Annotated in this window: 16 protein-coding genes and 1 other annotated feature; of the genes, 15 read left to right on the top strand and 1 reads right to left on the bottom strand. The window is 34.7% G+C overall.

Translation table 11 applies throughout. The features are described 5' to 3' along the window. Positions 1-136: 136 nt before the first annotated feature. Positions 137-1,144, bottom strand: coding sequence for a 3-deoxy-7-phosphoheptulonate synthase (gene aroF / locus BVF91_RS08805; RefSeq protein ID WP_085113051.1), 1,008 nt, complete (start codon positions 1,142-1,144; stop codon positions 137-139). A 48-nt stretch (positions 1,145-1,192) separates the two neighbouring features. Then, positions 1,193-1,423 (bottom strand) — a binding site (T-box leader). Positions 1,424-1,563: 140 nt separating this feature from the next. On the opposite strand from aroF, the gene BVF91_RS08800 reads away from it, so the two are divergent. From BVF91_RS08800 to rpe, 15 genes are all read left to right on the top strand, one after another. Further along, positions 1,564-2,292, top strand: coding sequence for a fumarylacetoacetate hydrolase family protein (locus BVF91_RS08800; RefSeq protein WP_085113050.1), 729 nt, complete (start codon positions 1,564-1,566; stop codon positions 2,290-2,292). An 11-nt stretch (positions 2,293-2,303) separates the two neighbouring features. Then, positions 2,304-4,766 (top strand): MBL fold metallo-hydrolase RNA specificity domain-containing protein, encoded by a 2,463-nt coding sequence (locus BVF91_RS08795; RefSeq protein ID WP_085113049.1) that lies wholly within the window; start codon positions 2,304-2,306, stop codon positions 4,764-4,766. 25 nt (positions 4,767-4,791) lie between these two features. Continuing rightward, complete coding sequence (gene larAH6, locus BVF91_RS08790; RefSeq protein WP_085113048.1) at positions 4,792-6,045, top strand: nickel-dependent malate racemase, LarAH6 family; 1,254 nt, start codon at positions 4,792-4,794, stop codon at positions 6,043-6,045. A 3-nt stretch (positions 6,046-6,048) separates the two neighbouring features. Then, positions 6,049-6,615: a dihydroxyacetone kinase transcriptional activator DhaS gene (gene dhaS, locus BVF91_RS08785; protein ID WP_085113047.1), complete on the top strand. Its 567-nt coding sequence runs from the start codon at positions 6,049-6,051 to the stop codon at positions 6,613-6,615. 124 nt (positions 6,616-6,739) lie between these two features. Further along, the gene (locus tag BVF91_RS08780) at positions 6,740-8,317 is read left to right on the top strand and encodes an oleate hydratase (protein WP_085113046.1); all 1,578 of its coding nucleotides are present in this window, start codon (positions 6,740-6,742) and stop codon (positions 8,315-8,317) included. 285 nt (positions 8,318-8,602) lie between these two features. Next, positions 8,603-9,013 carry a type VII toxin-antitoxin system MntA family adenylyltransferase antitoxin gene (gene mntA, locus BVF91_RS08775; RefSeq protein WP_085113045.1) on the top strand — a complete coding sequence of 137 codons (411 nt, stop codon included), beginning with the start codon at positions 8,603-8,605 and terminating at the stop codon, positions 9,011-9,013. 11 nt (positions 9,014-9,024) lie between these two features. Continuing rightward, positions 9,025-9,261 carry a type VII toxin-antitoxin system HepT family RNase toxin gene (hepT, locus tag BVF91_RS08770; protein WP_143588997.1) on the top strand — a complete coding sequence of 79 codons (237 nt, stop codon included), beginning with the start codon at positions 9,025-9,027 and terminating at the stop codon, positions 9,259-9,261. Between the two features lie 217 nt (positions 9,262-9,478). After that, the gene (locus BVF91_RS08765; RefSeq protein WP_085113044.1) at positions 9,479-12,163 is read left to right on the top strand and encodes a sigma-54-dependent transcriptional regulator; all 2,685 of its coding nucleotides are present in this window, start codon (positions 9,479-9,481) and stop codon (positions 12,161-12,163) included. Positions 12,164-12,282: 119 nt separating this feature from the next. Beyond that, positions 12,283-12,612 (top strand): PTS sugar transporter subunit IIA, encoded by a 330-nt coding sequence (locus tag BVF91_RS08760; RefSeq protein ID WP_085113043.1) that lies wholly within the window; start codon positions 12,283-12,285, stop codon positions 12,610-12,612. Positions 12,613-12,666: 54 nt separating this feature from the next. Continuing rightward, positions 12,667-12,966 (top strand): PTS sugar transporter subunit IIB, encoded by a 300-nt coding sequence (locus BVF91_RS08755; RefSeq protein WP_085113042.1) that lies wholly within the window; start codon positions 12,667-12,669, stop codon positions 12,964-12,966. A 305-nt stretch (positions 12,967-13,271) separates the two neighbouring features. Then, positions 13,272-14,588 (top strand): PTS sugar transporter subunit IIC, encoded by a 1,317-nt coding sequence (locus tag BVF91_RS08750; protein WP_206199042.1) that lies wholly within the window; start codon positions 13,272-13,274, stop codon positions 14,586-14,588. 118 nt (positions 14,589-14,706) lie between these two features. Next, the gene (locus tag BVF91_RS08745; protein WP_085113041.1) at positions 14,707-15,636 is read left to right on the top strand and encodes a DUF7916 family protein; all 930 of its coding nucleotides are present in this window, start codon (positions 14,707-14,709) and stop codon (positions 15,634-15,636) included. A gap of 30 nt (positions 15,637-15,666) precedes the next feature. Further along, a complete protein-coding gene (locus BVF91_RS08740) occupies positions 15,667-17,037 on the top strand; it encodes a glycoside hydrolase family 1 protein (protein WP_085113040.1) in 1,371 nt (456 codons plus the stop codon). 159 nt (positions 17,038-17,196) lie between these two features. Further along, positions 17,197-17,643: a ribose 5-phosphate isomerase B gene (gene rpiB, locus BVF91_RS08735; RefSeq protein WP_085113039.1), complete on the top strand. Its 447-nt coding sequence runs from the start codon at positions 17,197-17,199 to the stop codon at positions 17,641-17,643. Beyond that, positions 17,640-18,308 carry a ribulose-phosphate 3-epimerase gene (rpe, locus tag BVF91_RS08730; RefSeq protein ID WP_085113038.1) on the top strand — a complete coding sequence of 223 codons (669 nt, stop codon included), beginning with the start codon at positions 17,640-17,642 and terminating at the stop codon, positions 18,306-18,308. Before rpiB ends, rpe begins: the two co-directional genes overlap by 4 nt. Positions 18,309-18,751 lie beyond the last annotated feature (443 nt).

The raw sequence follows: 18,751 nt of genomic DNA, 5'->3' as shown, positions 1-18,751 counted from the left end.
CCTGTAGATTTTTACAACTCTTTCTTCATCTAAAACTTCGTATATTATTCTATGCTGAATGTTTGTAAAACATAGAAAAATCTAATGTGTGCTGATAAAAAAAGCTGGGCTATCGTATGATAATCCAGCTTTAGCTTTAACCTTTCAATGCCAAAAGAATTTTATTCACTTCTTTTGCAACTTTGTCAAATTCTTCAGGGGTCAATGACTGTGCACCATCTGAAAGGGCCATGTCGGGATGCGGGTGCACCTCTATGATGAGTCCATCTGCTCCAACTGCCACGGCAGCCCTTGATAATGGCGCTATAAGGTCACGCCTGCCTGTGCCGTGACTTGGATCGACTATTACAGGAAGATGTGATAAATTTTTTACTGCAGCCACAGCATTTAAGTCAAGAGTGTTTCTTGTGTACGTCTCAAATGTGCGTATGCCTCTTTCACAAAGTATGACATTGGGATTTCCTTCTTTCATGATGTATTCTGCTGCATTAAGCCATTCTTCTATAGTCGATGACAAGCCACGCTTCAGTAAAACCGGCATGTTTGACTTGCCTATCTCTTTTAAAAGCTCGAAATTCTGCATGTTCCTTGAGCCTACTTGCAGTATATCTGCGTATTGTGATACTTTTTCTATGTGGGAGCTGCTGACTATCTCTGTTATAGTGACCATACCTGTTTCTCGCCCGACGGCATTTAGTATCTTAAGCCCTTCTTCTTCTAATCCTTGGAAAGAATATGGTGATGACCTTGGCTTGTATGCACCGCCTCTTAAAACTTTTGCACCTGATTTTTTGACTGCTTTGGCAGCTTCAAGCATTTGCTCATAGCTTTCTACTGCACATGGGCCTGCCATCATGACGAAACTGCCTCCGCCGATGTCTACATCTTTGACTCTTACGACAGTGCTGTCAGGCTTTGCAGACCTTGACACAAGCTTATACGGTGAAGAAATCCTGACGACGTCGTATACGCCTTCCATTGATGATATAGGCTTATCTTCCAGGACTTCCACATTTCCGATGACGCCGATTATAGACCTTTCGGCGCCATTTACTACGTGCGTCGATAGATTGAATTTATTTACGTATTCGCAGACATTTTTTATATTCTCTTCTGTGGCATTTTCTTTCATTATAATGACCATCAAATCAACCCCTTTTAACATATTATCTTATAAAAAAAATCTCTCATCCCAAAGGACGGAGATTTTCCGCGGTACCACCTTTATTAACCATGAAAGGTTCACTCTAAGAGTACAATCATACTCCCTTCTTTTTAACGGTAGAAGACTCCGGCATCACCTACTATGGTTTCAGATCGCAACTTAAGAGGGAACTTCAATATGTTTAAGATATCCGGCTTCCACCATCCCGGACTCTCTATAATCCTCCACATACCTACTTTCCTCTTTCATCGTCTTTCACTCAAATTATTGTAATAATAATACAACAAAAAGACCCTTGTGTCAATAAAATTTTTTACTTTAAATTACTAAAATGTTTTTACACCTCTTTTATATTATGCTAAAATATCTATAAAAAGATATAAAAAGGAGCGATATACATGAGAATTGTAAGAATAGATGATGAAGGAAAGAAGTATGGAATAGTAGATGGTGAAAATATTTTTACAATAGATGGGAGTTTGATTAAAAGTTTAAAGATTGACGATGTGAAGCTTCTGCCGCCATGCGATATGACAAAGGCTGTATGCGTCGGATTGAATTATGGAGATCACATTGAGGAGATGGGGGACAGGCGCCCTGATGAGCCTACTCTATTTATAAAGCCTGCAACTGCAGCGATAGGGCCTGATGATTACATAGTGATTCCTGAAATGTCAGAGAGAGTTGACTACGAAGGAGAACTGGCTGTCGTCATAAAAAAGGCGGCGAAGGATGTTTCAGAAGATGATGCATTAGACTATGTACTTGGCTATACAATCGCAAATGATGTCACAGCCAGAGATCTGCAGTCAAAAGACGTCCAGTGGACGAGGGCAAAGTCATTTGATACGTTTTTGCCTATAGGGCCATGGATTGAAACCGATTTAGACCCTTCAAACTTAGAGATAAAAACATACGTAAATGGCGTATTGAAGCAGCACAGCAACACAAAGCACCTTATATTCAATGTACCTAAGCTTGTATCATTCATATCCCATGTCATGACATTAAATCCTGGCGATGTAATACTTACAGGAACCCCATCGGGAGTGGGACCGATAAAGTCAGGGGATGTGGTCACAATTGAAATTGAAGGAATAGGCAAGCTTACAAATAAAGTCAAGTAAAGGGGATACACATGAAGTTTTATTTTTGCGGCGGAGCAAGTGAAGTAGGTGCATCCTGCTATTTGGTGAATATAGACGGGAAAAATATTTTATTAGATTGTGGCATAAGGATGTCGTCAAGTAAGGACAACCTTCCTGATTTTCAGCTTATCCAGGAAAATGGCGGTGTCGATGTGATATTGATAAGCCATGCTCACATGGATCACATTGGCGCACTGCCTATAATATCAAGAATTTACCCTGATGCCAAGATATACATGACACATGCTGCAAAAGATTTGACAAGGGTACTTTTGTATGACAGCTTGAAGATAATGGAAAGAGAAGCGGAGATACCTGCTTATGCTGAGATACACGTAAAAGAAATGTTAAACAGGATAATATGCCATACGCCTGGGCATACATTTTCACCTTTTTTAGATTCTGATTTAAAGGTGACATTTTACAGTGCCGGCCATATAGCAGGTGCAGCGTCAATATACATAGTCGGAAATGAGGGAAGCTTTTTTTACTCAGGTGACTTCTCAAGATTTAGGCAGAATGCGATAGAAGGCGCTTCCATACCTAAATTAAGGCCTGATGTAGCTTTTTTTGAATCTACGTATGGTGACAAGCTTCATGCAAATAGAGAATTAGAAGAATCAAGGCTTGTTGAGAAGATAGGATCTGTAGTAAAAAATGGCGGAAAAGTGTTGATACCTGCCTTTGCCTTGGGTAGAGCTCAGGAAATAATCCTCATACTTAAAAAGGCTATAAATAAAGGCATGATAAGTACAAAGGTTTACGTAGATGGCATGGTAAAAGATATATGCAGGATTTACAAGTTAAATCCAAACTACTTAAGGGAAACTCTGGCTAAGAAAATTTTTAAAGGCGGAGAAATATTTTTTGATGACAATGTAATGCCAGTTGACAAATTTGAAATGAGGGAAGAAATCATAAAAGAGCCATGCGTTATAGTATCAAGCTCAGGAATGCTTACAGGCGGTCCCAGCCAGTGGTATGCTGAAAAACTGGCAGAAGATGAAAAAAATCTGATAGCCATAACAGGGTATCAAGACGAGGAGTCGCCTGGAAGAAGGCTTTTGGAGCTTACGGATGAGAAAGACGATGATAAAAAGCTTAAATTGGCGGATAAAGAAATACCGGTAAAATGTGCGGTTGACAAGTTTGGACTTTCGGCACATGCTGACATGAGCGAGATACTGTCGCTTGTAAATTTCCTTTATCCTAAAAAAGTGTTTTTAATCCATGGCGATCCAGATACGATAAATTTTTTAGGAAGAGAGATACAAAAAGACATTAAAACAGATGTGTACGTGCCACAAAATGGCGATGTGCAGGAGATTGATATACAAAATCCGCGAAAACAGCTTAAAAGAAATCCATATCCTTCAATGAAAATGGAAGAAGCTTTAAACGAAATCAATATAGAAAAGCTTTGGAGATTTGTACTTGACAGAATCGGTGCAGATGCCGCATTATCTGTAGAAGATATAGGGGGAATATGGGGTTGTATAGAGGATACTGATGCTTTAAAAGATTTATTAAATAACTCATTATATTTCCAACCTGATAAAAAGATGATGTTTTTATATCACGCTATATCAGAAGAAGAACTAAAGTCAGAAAAAGATGAAGGCCCTATGGAAGTGAATCAGATGCTGTCGTTAGTTGATGAATACTTTAGCAGAGAAACGGGACTTTACAAAAAAGGCGCCAGATTTGATGAGAAGATAGCTATTTTGTACTTTGATTTTCCAGATGTAGCTAAAAATAAGTATTCAGATTTATTTAAAGAATTTGAGGAGAGGACATGGTGGAAAGTCGAATTAAACGAAAATGTAAACACATCGGCCATAAATGATGTGATATATAAGCTTATGCCAAATGTTACTATTAACAAAGTATCCTACAAAGGCGCAGACAAGTTAGTATCTGTAAAGATCGACGGAGAAATTGAAAATATTGAAGAAGTGAAAGATAAATTTTACAATGAGACGGGACTTAAGCTCGTTATTAATGGACAAGACGCGCCAGTTGATACAATTCGCCTTGTCGATACAGGTGATGATAAACTGGAGCAGAATGAAGCACTTAAGATCATAGACGAGGTGTTTAGGGATTTGCCTCATAAGCCTTATAAAAAAAGCATAAAGACATTAAATGGCATCAAGTATATTGAGCTATCATTCATATCTAAGGTAGTCGGTGAAAGGTACAAAGAAAAAATAGACGAACTTATAAAGAGGACTGGCTGGCAGATCTTAGTAGGAAATGGGTGCAATCAGATAGAAGTCATAAATATTGCAAAGAGAGTATTTGGAGAAATGGGAGTTAAGCTTAAGAAAAATCCAAGCGTGTATTTAGATGACATGACGATTGGCATATCAATAGATGGCGATGCAGATGATGAGATTATTAAAAAAATAGATGACATGTTGTACTATATGACAGGTTTAAGACTGAGATGAATATTCGTGGAAAGGAAGGTTTGTGATGGGTCATAAAGAGATCTCCTTAAAATACGGGAAAGGTGCGGTAGACGTAAGAATAGATGAGAATATGTGTATAGTGCTGTATCCTGAGGACTTACCCGGCGTTGAAAATCCTGTGGAAGAAGTATCGATGTCGCTTAAAGATCCAATTGGTAAAGCGCCTTTATCTGATTTGGTTAAGGACAAAAAAGATGTCGTAATATTAGCCAGCGACATAACACGTCCGTCGCCGTCTCACATTCTAATACCGCCTATAATCGATGAATTAAACAAGGCTGGTATAAGTGATGACAGCATAAAAATCGTTTTTGGGCTTGGATACCACAGGAAACATACAGATGATGAAAAGAAGACGCTTGTTGGTGAAGAAGTGTTTAATAGGATAAAGTGCATCGACCATGATATAGATGACTGCGTGTACGTTGGCACTACAAAAAGAGGTACGCCTGTAGAAGTCTTTCGTGAAGTATACAATGCAGACTTCATCATAGCTACAGGCAACTTAGAGCTTCACTATAAGGCAGGGTACAGCGGAGGACATAAAGCGCTGCTACCAGGTGTTTGCAGCAAAAATACAATAGAAAAAAATCACGTCCTCATGTTTTCAGAAGGCGCGATGCCAGGCAAAATCGATGGAAATCCCATGAGAGAAGACATCGAAGAAGGTGGCAAGATAGCCGGTGTCGATTTTATAGTAAATGCAGTCTTAAATAGCCATAAAGAGATAGTGAAAGTAGTGTCAGGTGATCCCATAAAAGCTCACAGAGAAGGCGCTAAATACATCGATAAAATGTACAAAAGGATTATACCAGAAAAAGCTGATATTGTCGTCGCATCTTGTGGAGGATACCCAAAAGACATTAACCTTTATCAAGCTCAAAAAGGGCTTGACAATGCCCAATATTCTGTAAAAGACGGTGGAACAATAATATTAGTGGCGGAATGCAGAGAAGGGCTTGGAGAGAAGCTTTTTTCAGACTGGATGGTAAACTCATCATCTGTAGATGAGCCATTGAAATGGATAAAAGAAGAATTCAGGCTTGGAGCGCATAAAGCCGCTGTAATCTGCGAAGTATTAAAAAGGGCTGATATATACCTCATATCATCTTTTGACCGCAGTTTCACTGAAAAAATATTCTTTAAATATGCAAAGACTTCGCAGGATGCACTTGATGAAGCTATTAAAAAATATCACGATCCTAAGGTGCTTGTTCTTCCATACGCAAATTCCACGCTGCCATACGTGGAGGAGTAGTGTATGGCAAATTCTCAAATAACGAAAAAAGCCATGGCTGATGCGCTTAAAGAATTGATGAAAACAAAGCCATTAAATAAAATCTCTGTACAGGATATAGTAGATAAATGTGGCCTCAATAGGCAGACTTTTTATTATCATTTTCACGATATTTTTGAACTGCTTGAGTGGATTTATAAAAAAGAAGCTATTGAAAAAATCTCTCAATATAAAAATTATGAACATTGGACAGAGGGATTTTATCAAGTATTTAAATACATTGAGGATAACAAATTATTCTGCATGAATACATTAAACTCATTGGGGAGAGAGCACTTGGAGAATTATCTTTATTCTGTAACATATGACCTTGTTATTGGGGTTGTTTATGAAATATCCAGGAACATGAAAGTGAAGGAGAAACACAAGGAATTTATTGCGAATTTTTATACCCTGGCATTTATAGGATTAATAATACAATGGATGAAAAAAGGTATGAAGGAAGAGCCGGAGAAACTAATTAAAGATTTAAGTGAACTTATTGAAGGCAATTTCATGAAAGCTCTACAAAAATATGAGCTGTGTGATTAAAAAATATACAAATTCTATCAAATGTCAAAATTTTATACAGTTTAGGCTCTTTGATTATTTCAAATTCAGTTTTATAAAGCTATATTATTTTTAGAAATATTCGATAATCAAGGAGCTGATTTTTATGAGGGATTATAAAAACACTCATGCTTATTTTGTGGGAGGAGGAATAGCCTCACTTGCAGGAGCGTGCTATTTGATTAGGGACTGCAGCTTTCCAGGTGATCATATTCATGTTTTCGAAGAATTGAACGTCTTAGGTGGAAGCAATGATGGCGCAGGTAATCCTGAAACTGGATATGTAATAAGAGGCGGCAGGATGTTAAACGATGAGACTTATGAAAATACTTGGGAGCTTTTATTGTCAATACCATCTATTGACAATCCGGAGAAATCTGTTAGAGAAGAAATAATTGAATTTGATTCTCAGCATCCAACCCATTCTAATGCAAGGCTTGTTAATAATAACGGTGAAGTCATAGATGTATCATCTATGGGTTTTGACAATGATGATAGAATTGCTTTGGCAAAGCTCATTGTAACGCCTGAAGAGAAGCTTAATATGTTAAAAATTAGTGATTGGTTTAAGCCACACTTTTTTGAGACCAATTTTTGGTACATGTGGGCAACGACTTTTGCATTTCAACCGTGGCATAGTTTAGCAGAATTAAGAAGATATATGATAAGGTTTATGCATGAATTTCCAAGAATTCATACATTGGAAGGTGTGACAAGAACACCTTATAATCAATACGATTCTTTGATTTTACCAATAAAGAAGTTCTTGGAAAATCACAATGTTGATTTCGAACTGAAATGTGTCGTAACAGATCTAGACTTTAAGGATTCAGATAAAATTACGGTTACAAAGATATACTACAAAGAAGAAGGTATGGAAAAAACAATTGAGTTAAATGAAAGCGACGTTGTATTTGTCACAAATGGTTCAATGACAGAGGGCTACAGCTTAGGATCCATGACAAAGCCACCTGTTTTAAATGAAAAAGGTGCATCGTGGAAATTATGGGATAAGATTTCAAAGAAAAAACAAGGTTTAGGAAATCCTACTGTATTTGACGATAATATACAAGGGTCAAAGTGGGAATCATTTACTGTAACTTGCCATGATTCAAAGTTTTTTGATTTGATGGAAAAATTTTCGCGTAATAAAGCTGGGACAGGCGCCCTTGTTACATTTAAGGATTCTAATTGGTTTATGTCAATTGTTTTGGCACACCAACCACACTTTAGAAATCAGCCTGATAATGTGAAAGTATTTTGGGGGTATGGATTGTATCCTGATAATCCAGGTAATTATGTTAAAAAGAGGATGTCAGAATGTACAGGAGAAGAAATATTAATTGAACTTTTGCATCATTTAAAATTTGAAAAAGAAATGGGTGATATAATAAAATCGGCAAATTGCATTCCATGCATGATGCCATTTATTACAGCACAATTTATGCCAAGGTCGATAGGAGATAGACCTCAAGTTGTACCAGAAGGCTCAACTAATTTAGCATTTATTGGGCAATTTTGTGAAATACCTGATGACGTAGTATTCACAGAAGAATATTCAGTTAGATCTGCAAGAATTGCTGTATATAAACTTTTTGGAATAACTAGACCTGTGGAACCAATAAATCAATATCAGTATGATGTAAGAACGTTATTTAAGTCATTTGTGACGATGTTCAAATGAATATATGATTAAAAATCTCTCCATCTGAAAAGAGGGGAGATTTTTTAATGCTGTTATTTAATATTAACGCTAAATTATTTTTGCAATTGTTAATAAAAACTAAATAGCAAAAGGTTTGAAAGAAAATTTTCATCTTTTTAAGGTGGGATATGAATTTCTATTGTATGCGATAGAACAATATGGCATAATAATCTTGAAAGATTTTATCAAGAAAAGTTAAGGTCTTTTTATACAATCGTTTTTTGATTAATATCATATGTATCATAATGAATGGTGGTGATGACGATGAATATTAACGATGAACAAGTCGATGTAATAAAGAATTTTCTTATAAATAAAGTAGAGCCGTATGTAATATATCTGTTTGGTTCGGCTGTAAATGGCATCTTTAGAAGCGATAGTGACATTGATATCGCATATTTAAGTGATAAAGATATTAGCGGTTATGATTTATTTATGATTTCGCAGGAATTAGCGGATTTACTAAAACGGGATGTGGATTTAATAGATTTGCGAAAAGCATCAACTGTATTCAAAGCTCAGGTGGTAGGAACGAAAAAAATAATTTATTGCAGTGATGATTTAAGTCGAATGAATTTCGAAATGTATGCATTGAAAGATTATGCAAAATTGAATGAGGAAAGAGCTGAAATAATTGATAAAATATTAAAAAGGGGACGGATTTACAGTGAGTGATGTTGTAATTAATAAAACTGAAATTACACATTCCTCAAAATAGTAGAGATGCATTTGAACTGCTTCGTAAAAATGGCATCATAGATGGCGCATTAGAGAAAAAATTAAAGTCTATGGTTGGTTTTAGAAACATCGCTGTGCATAATTATCAATTGATAGATTTGAAAATTGTCCAGGATTTGATTGAAAATGGTTTAAATGATTTGATAGTCTTTTCAAAAATAATACTGCAACAATATAATAATTAGATATGGGATCATTGACGATGGATGGAAGAAAGATGTTTGGGATTTGAAAAGGTGGTCTTTAAAGCTGCCTCTTTTTTATGCAAAAAATAAATAAGCAAGTGCAAAGTTTTTCATTTATATTAAGATTTAGTTAATGTATAATAAATAAAAGAGAATATTGTGCGTAATTTGATTTAAAATTGATTTATGTTATATTGTTTTACTTGAGGTGGTAACTTTGAAGAGAATCGATATTGTTTATCAGAAACTAAAAGAACTGGATAGAGGAATAGGCGTAAGTGCTTCTGATATAGCTGACTCTCTTGGGCTTAGCAGAGCTAATGTCAGTAGCGATTTAAATAGACTATGTGATGAAGGAAAAGCAGTTAAAGTAGGTACAAAGCCGGTACTTTTTAGATATGTTGAGGAAATTTCAAATAAAAGAGAAGAAACTTCTCTTGATAAATTTTTAGAAAAAAATCCAAGTCTATTTTCTGCAGTGGAGCAGGCTAAAGCAGCGATACTGTATCCTCCCAATGGAATGCACATATTAATATTGGGAGAGACAGGCGTTGGAAAATCAATGTTTGCAGAACTCATACACAAATATGCAATTGAAATGAATAGAATGGATGAAAATTCTCCGTTTATAGTTTTTAACTGCGCAGATTATGCCAATAATCCACAACTTTTGGTGGGACAAATATTTGGTTCTAAAAAGGGTGCTTATACAGGGGCGGATTATGATAAAGTGGGACTTATAGAAAAAGCTGATGGAGGAATACTTTTTCTAGATGAGGTTCATAGGCTTCCGCCAGAGGGGCAGGAAATGTTTTTTACCTTTATGGATAAGGGCATATTTAGAAGGCTTGGTGAAACCGATTTAGAGAGAAAATCCAATGTATTGATAATTTCTGCTACTACAGAGAATCCAGATTCTATCCTTCTTAAGACATTTACAAGAAGAATTCCGATGATCATACGTCTGCCAAGTCTTCGAGAGAGAAGCATTGATGAGAGATTCAACCTTATCTGCCAATTTATAAGGGAAGAATCGAATAAACTCGGTAGGCAAATTATTGTGTCGGTAAATTCAATGAAAGCTTTTCTAAGCTATAACTGTCCAAATAACATTGGGCAGTTGAAAACAGATATTCAGCTTGCGTGTGCAAAAGCTTATGCAGATTTTGTTTCAAATAAAAAAGAAGAAATAAAAATAAATAGCATTGATTTGCCGCAGTATATAAGAAATGGCCTTTATATGGAAACGGAACACCGTCAACTTTGGAATAAGTTTTTAGAGATAAATAAAAGGTACTACGTATTTGACAAAAATGAAGAAAACATCTTGTTTGAGAAAGATAGCAGCAAAGATAATATTTATGAAATGATAGATTCTAGGATGCATGAGCTTAAAAGCATGGGACTTACAGGTGAAGAACTTGATAAAGAGATGGAGAAAGATATAAATGATTACTTTGAAAAGTATTTTCACAAAGTCAATAAGATTATTGACGTTTCTGACATCGAAAATGTCGTTGGCATTGAAATCGTCCAAACGGTAGAAGAGATTATAAAATATGCTGAAAAGAGGCTGAAAAAGGAATTAAGCAAAGAACTTTACTGTGGAATGGCAGTACACATATACAATGCGGTTGAGCGAATTAAGCGAAATAGAAAGATCGTGAATCCCCAGCTAAATAGAATTAGAACTGAACATAGTGAAGAATTTAATACAGCCCTTGATTGCCTGAAAATAATAGAGCGAGTATTGGATGTATCTATGCCTATCGATGAAGCTGGCTTTCTTGCTATGCTTTTTGCCTTCGACGGTAGAGTTGTAAAAGAGCAAGAGAAGAAAGACGTAAAAGTAATTGTAATTGCACATGGTACTGCTACAGCTAGTTCTATGGTGGAAACTGCCAATAACCTTTTAGGAACGAAATATGCTATAGGCATTAATGCTCCACTTGATGAAAAGCCTCAGCAGGTTATTTCAAGGTTGAAGGCATATCTTAAAAATTCTGGGATAAAATCTGATATCTTATTTTTAGTGGACATGGGGTCTCTTACAACTTTTGGGGAAGAAATTGAAAAAGAATTTGGAATAAGGACAAAAACAATTCCGCTTGTAAGTACACTACATGTCATAGAGGCCACAAGAAAGGCAATGATGGGGTATTCTCTAGAGGAAGTATATGATGAAACTTTGAATGTCAATACATTTTTAGAGATTGAGCGGCGGGCTGATTTAGATAATGAAATGAAAGGGAAAATCTCTATTGTAACTGTATGTACAACTGGAGAAGGAAGCGCTGTTGCTGTAAAAAATATTCTTGATAAGCATCTTAAATACGACAGCAATATATTTGAAATTGTTCCTATAAATCTTGTGGGGACAGAAAGCATTCATACCAGATTGAGAAATATTGAAAGAGAAAACAAAATTTTATGCATAGTGAGCTCATTTAAAATAGATACAAGCATACCTCAATATGGATTGCATGAAGTATTAAGTTTAGAGGCCATAAAGCCTATACAAAGGCTTATAGATATTGAAAATACTTATTTAAAGATGGGAGATACATTAGAAAATCAGTTGAAAAATATCAGCAGTAAAAGTGTTCTACAAGATATACGAAAATTTATAAGCGCCATTGAAAGTGAACTGAATACAAAAATTAATACAAACGCTTTGATTGGAATAGCCCTGCATGTTGCTTGTATGATAGATAGATTAAAGGGCGGCGGATCTGTTGATGAATTTGTTGATAGGGAAAAATATATTTCGGAAAACCGTGAACTTTATATAATAGTTAAAAAGTCATGTGAGATTTTAAATAAAAAATACGATATAAATATTTCAGATGATGAGATTTGCTACATCATGACTTTTTTCAACTACAAGATAATACTTAAATAATACATTGACTTTACGCGGCATTTTGCCGCATTTTTTTATACAATGTGTTTTGGCACGATATTTGCATATTTAATATAATGAAAACACAACAATAATCATGATAAGAAAGGACGTTGCAAATGGAATACGAAGAAATAGTTATGAAAATTATTGTAAATGGTGGTAATGCTAGGTCACATGCGATGACTGCCATTCAGTATGCGAAATCTGGCAATATTAAAGAGGCGAGAAAGGAGATTGATAAAGCATGTGAGGAGTTGGATAAAGCTCATGACGTGCAAACAAAACTTATTCAAGATGAAGCAGCCGGAAATAGGAAGGAAGTTACGCTTCTTATGGTACATGCTCAAGACCACCTTATGAATGCAATAACTGTAAAAGATTTAGCCCAAGAATTTATTGACATGTACGAAAAGCAGTTAAAGCTTGAAAGTGTTTTGGCACGATAATTGCATTATATATTAATAGGAAAACACATTATCTAAAAATGAGGAGGCAGTAAGATGAAAAAGATAACTTTAATTTGTGCAGCAGGAATGTCTACAAGCTTAATGGTTACAAAGATGAAGGAAGCAGCAAAAAAGTTAGGAGAGGAGGTTGAGATAAGGGCAACTTCAGAGAGCAAATTTAAGCAGTACGAAAACGATACAGACATCTTGCTTTTAGGACCCCAGGTAGGTTTTCTGCTAAATAAGTATAAACAAACGTACGAACCTAAAGGAATAAAAGTGGAAGTAATAGACAGTATAGACTATGGCATGATGAATGGAGAAAAAGTTTTAAAGAATGTGTTAGGGTTGTAAAGTCATATTTGTTTCGAATAAAAAAGTTGATAAAAAATAAAAAAGATAATTGAGATTAAAAAAATGAAATTGAATTTATACGGATCAGGTAGCAAAGTTTGACCAAACAGGTATTAAAGTAAAACTAGAATTAATAAATATAAATGCAAAAAATAGCTTTTAGTTTTTAATTTTAGTATTTAACAGTAAATTATCACAAAAATGATAAATAATCAAGTTATAATGAGTAGATGATATTAAATCATAGAGATGTAAAAAATAGAATAAGGGATTTTATAAAATTCTAATAAAGAGGAGGAATTAGAATGAAGATGGATGCGATTACACAGAAAGTGGTACCTATGGCAGGTAGAATACAGAGTAATAAGTATCTAAAAGCAATTACAGAAGCATTTATGGCGACAATGCCAGCACTTATGGCTGGTGCAATTTTCTCTTTGATTGTTTCAGCTCCATTTGGTGCTGGTTATACTGCTTTTTTAGAGAAAACAAATCTTAAAGGTATACTCAACGCTGGAGTAAGTGCAACGACTGACATGATAGCACTTTATCTTGTTATTGCTCTTGGATATCAATTCGGAAAAGCTTTTAACAAAGATGTTTTTTCAACGTCAGTAGTGTCTTTACTAAGTTTTATTTTAGTGACGCCTTTCAGTACAACAGTTGTTGATTCTGCTAAGAAAACTATACCAGTTAATTCTGTTATTCCTATAAACTGGCTTGGAGCACAAGGAATTTTTACAGCTCTTATTGTTGGAATACTTGCAACATACATTTACAGTTTCATTGTTGATCGAAACTGGAAGATAAAAATGCCGGATTCAGTTCCGCCTATGGTATCTCAAGCATTTGAAGCAGTTATTCCCGGAATTATTACTGCTACAATATTTCTTATAGTTAGAGCAATTTTTAGTGCGACTTCATTTGGGAGTTTAAGTCAATTTATTTACAAAATGTTGGAGACTCCACTAACAGGTCTCGGTAATTCGTTTACTGCATTTATTATCAGTATATTCGTGATTCAAATATTATGGGCTTTAGGTGTACATGGGACATTGGTTGTGCTATCTGTGATGATGGCAGTTTGGACAGGACCTATGATGGCTGACCAATCAGCTTTAGCTGCTGGTAAACCAATTCCATACATGCTTACATTGACATTCATGTTTGCTGTTAATCAGTGGATTGGAGGACCGGGGTTATTACTGGGTTTAGCAACAAATATGGCTTTATTTGCTAAAAGTAGTCGCTATAAAACTCTGGGAAAGCTTGCGCTATTGCCTAACGTATTTAATATTATTGAACCAATAGTTTTTGGATTTCCAATAGTATTGAATCCAATTATGTTCATTCCGTTTGTTTTGACACCAGTAATTGCTTTTACAATCGGTTATCTATTAATGAAAATACACATTATAGGCATTCCTGCAATAGCACTTCCTTCTTCAGTGTTTACGATGCCATTTATTCCCGGTGGATTTTTACTTGGTGCAGGTGTAGGATTTGGTATTTACCTCATCTTAATGTATCTTTTGTCAGTAGTCCTATATTTTCCGTTTTTTAAAATTGCAGATAGAATAGCTTTAAAAGAGGAAGAGGACGTTAAAGCAGTAAATAATTAATTGCCTTATAAAAACTATGATTTGGTCATTGAAATTCGGCAAGTAATTTGTTTAAATTGCTTGCCGAATTAAAGATATTGATAATTTGAAGCAAAATGGTGTTTTAGGAGGATTTGATATGAGTAAAGTTAAGAGGATACTTAGTTGTACAAGAAGCGATTTTGAAAAAATGTCTGCAAAAGAGCTAAAAGAATCAATATTTGCTGCCGAAGGGAGAACAATACTTGCACAGAATTTAGTTATGTTTTCGGGGCTTATTGATGGCATTACTAATACAGAATTAGAAGCAGCCTTTGGAGCTGATTTGATATTATTAAATGGATATGCTTTGGATAAAAATAAAGAAATGCCTGGAATGTTAGGTATGCGATTAAAAGATGTAAAAAAATTAGTAAATAGACCTTTAGGTATATATTTAGAATGTCCTGAGGTTAATTCTAATGTAGCTGGAGAAAGACGCGAGGCTGCATCTGATAGAGTAGCATCAGCCGAAAATATAGAAAAATGCTTAAATGAAGGAGCAGATTTCATAATACTTGGTGGTAATCCTGGAACGGGTACAACATTTGAAAGTATAATAGCAGCTACCAAACTGACCAAAAGCATAGTAGGAGATAAAGCTCTTATTTTTGCTGGAAAGTGGGAAGATGGTACAGTTGAAAAAGTTTTGGGAGATCCTCTTGCAAAAAGGCTTGCAAAAGAAGTAATTAAAGACTTAATTGATGTAGGTGCAGACGTTATTACACTTCCAGCTCCGGGATCTCGCCATGGAATTTCAACAGACATGATTAGAGAATGTGTAGAATTTACTCATTCATACAAACCAGGTACATTAGCTATGGTATTTCTTGATAGCTCTGTGGAAGGAGCAGATGTAGACACAATAAGGCAAATAGCATTGATGATGAAAGAGACAGGTGCAGATATACATGCCATTGGTGATGCAGGTTACCCTGGTGTTGTCGTGCCAGAAAATCTTTATCAATTATCTTTGACAATAAGAGGTAGACGCTATACATGGAAGAGAATGGCAGGAAATAACAGATAATTAAACGAGAAATATGAGAGGGGAATATAGATGAAGAATAAAGGTTTTCCAAAAAGATTTTTATGGGGAAGTTCTACGAATGCGCAGCAGTTTGAGGGAGGTTGGAATGAAGGAGGTAAAGGACTTTCTATTGCAGACGTAAGGGAAATACCCAATATGCCGAAAGAATCAAACTTTGAAGATTTTAAAATAGCTTCAGATCATTATCATCATTTAAAAGAAGACATTGGATATTTAGGTGAAATGGGCTTCAAAATTTATCGATTTACGATGTCATGGTCAAGAATCTTTCCCAATGGCGATGATTTAGAGCCAAACGAAGATGGTTTAGCTTTTTATGATACAATGTTAAAAGAGCTTGAGAAGTACAATATTCAACCAGTAGTAACCTTATACGCTTATGACTTGCCATACAACCTTTTAAAAAAATACAACGGCTGGATTTCTCGAGAATGCGTAAAAGACTACCTGCATTATGTTGAAACAGTTGTTACTAGGTTTAAAGGTCGCGTAAAATACTGGGTACCGTTCAATGAACAAAATTGTGTAATTTTCGATGATGAATATATAACTGGTTATAAAACAAAGAACAAGAAAGAACTATTTCAACTACAGCATAATATGAATCTAGCTTATGCACAAGCTACACAATTAGTTCATAAAATTGACCCAGAAGCAAAAACAGGTGGCAATATATGCAATACATGTGTATATCCATTTAGTTGCAATCCTAAAGATGTTGAAGCAGCTGATCAATTTGCATATATATTCGGCTATGGATATGCGGATATATTAGCTCGTAAAAAGTACTCAAAGTATTACCTAAAATACTTTTCCGAATATGATTTATCAGATGTTATTTTTGATGGAGATCTGAATATAATAGGTGCTGCAGAGCCAGATTTCTTATCAATTACTTACTACATGAGCAGCGTAATAAAATCAAATAATGATGAACAAATAATATCCATGTCAAACATAAAAGGCACAAATCCATATTGTGAACAGACAGAATGGGGATGGAACATTGATCCATATGGATTCAAACATTTTTTGATAGATTTCTATCATAGATATCAAATGCCTATATTGATTTTAGAAAATGGTTTAGGACATCGCGATAAACTAGAAGATGATGGAACAATTAATGACGATTACCGCATTAAATATCTAAAAGAGCATATAGAAAGAATGAAAGAAGCAGTTGAAGAAGGAGTTGAGATCATAGGATATTTAACATGGTCAGCTATTGACTTATATTCAACACGTGAAGGTTTTGAAAAGCGCTACGGATTTGTATATGTTGATAAAAATGACAATTTAAAGCGTTATCCAAAGAAGAGTTTTTATTGGTACAAAAAAGTTATTGCAACTAATGGAGAAGATTTAAGCAACAATTAGTGCTTTAGCGATTTCTTGATATTATTTAATTAAATTTAAATTTGTAATAACAGTATGTCTAATTGGTGTATATAAGAAATAGTTATAATTGACAAGTATATACATGGTCAAAATGTATATACTTGTATTTTCTTAAAATGTTTAGAAGGGATGATAAAAATGTTAGCTATAGGTAGCGATCATGTAGCATTTGATTTTAAAGAAGAAATAAAAAAATATTTAGATGAAAAGAACATTGAATATAAAGATTTTGGGTGCTATTCAAAAGAGCGAACGGATTATCCTATATATGGAGAAGCAGTTGCAAAAGCAGTAGCCAGCGGTGAATGTGAAAAAGGATTGTTATTTTGCGGAACAGGGGTAGGCATATCGCTGGCTGCAAACAAAGTGAATGGCATCAGAGCAGTAGTATGCAGCGATTGCTATTCAGCAAAATTGTCCAGACAGCATAACGATACAAACATTTTAGCATTAGGTTCAAGAGTAGTAGGTATTGAACTAGCCAAAATGATCATAGATGTTTGGCTTACAACAGAATTTGAAGGTGGTAGACATTTAAATAGGATAAAAATGATATCTGACATAGAGAAGAGGAATAGAAAATGAAAGAAATCAAAATAGTTCCATCTTTGATGTGCTGTGACTTTCTTAATTTAAATAATGAAATAAAAGATTTAGAAAAAAGCGGAGTAGACTTATTTCATATAGACATAATGGATGGGAACTTTGTTGATAACTTTGCAATGAGTGGTACTGAAATAAAATCAATAAAGAGGATTACAAATATACCATTAGACGTACATCTAATGGTAAAAGAGCCATTAAGATATATAAAATATTTTGTTGATGCAGGTGCAGACATAATAACAGTACACATTGAAGCATGTACCCACTTAAATAGAACTCTTCAAGAAATAAAAAATAATAATGTAAAAGTAGGAATAGCATTAAATCCTGGAACATCCCATTTATTATTAGAACCAATTGTTGATTATTTAGACATCGTGCTGATAATGGCGGTCAATCCAGGTTTTGCCGGTCAGGATTTTATACCTTCTACAGTTAATAAAGTAAAAAAAACAAGAGATTTTCTTAATAGCTTAGGTTTCAACAATGTTGAAATAGAAGTGGATGGACATATTGACATACAAACTATACCACCGCTTTATGATGCTGGAGCCCGTATATTTGTAGCAGGAACAGCGGGACTGTTTTATGGAGATAGAAATTATGAGGAAAATGTAAAAAAACTCAGAAGTTGTGTATATTGATATGGATTTGAAAGATATTTAAAGAGTTATTTATGTTGTCATGATTATTTATTCATAGGATTTTCATCCATGCTTAGCGAGGCACAACTAGGAATGAAAATTGACTTTATAAACTCTATTTTTGCGTTAAATGAAATATGGTTGTATGAATACTAATGACGCAAAGTTGCTAATATGCTAATATTAGTGCTGAAGTTTTGTTTATGAAATTGCCAAAAGCTGTTGCTTATATGTAAGTTCCTTCTTCTATTATAAAATTGTGTATTTTATTTATATTATGGAGATTAAAATTATCTCCATATATTTTTATAAAATATTCTGATTATGTTAACAGTTATGTATATGCTAATATAAAAGTGAGCCAAAAAGTGGCTCTGTGCTAACGAAAAAGTGATCCACTTTTCAGAAAAAACCTGTAAAATTTATTATACAACTATAGATGA

The sequence above is a fragment of the Thermoanaerobacterium sp. PSU-2 genome (assembly GCF_002102475.1).
GTDB lineage: Bacteria > Bacillota > Thermoanaerobacteria > Thermoanaerobacterales > Thermoanaerobacteraceae > Thermoanaerobacterium.
This window is presented reverse-complemented; position numbering and strand designations above follow the sequence as displayed.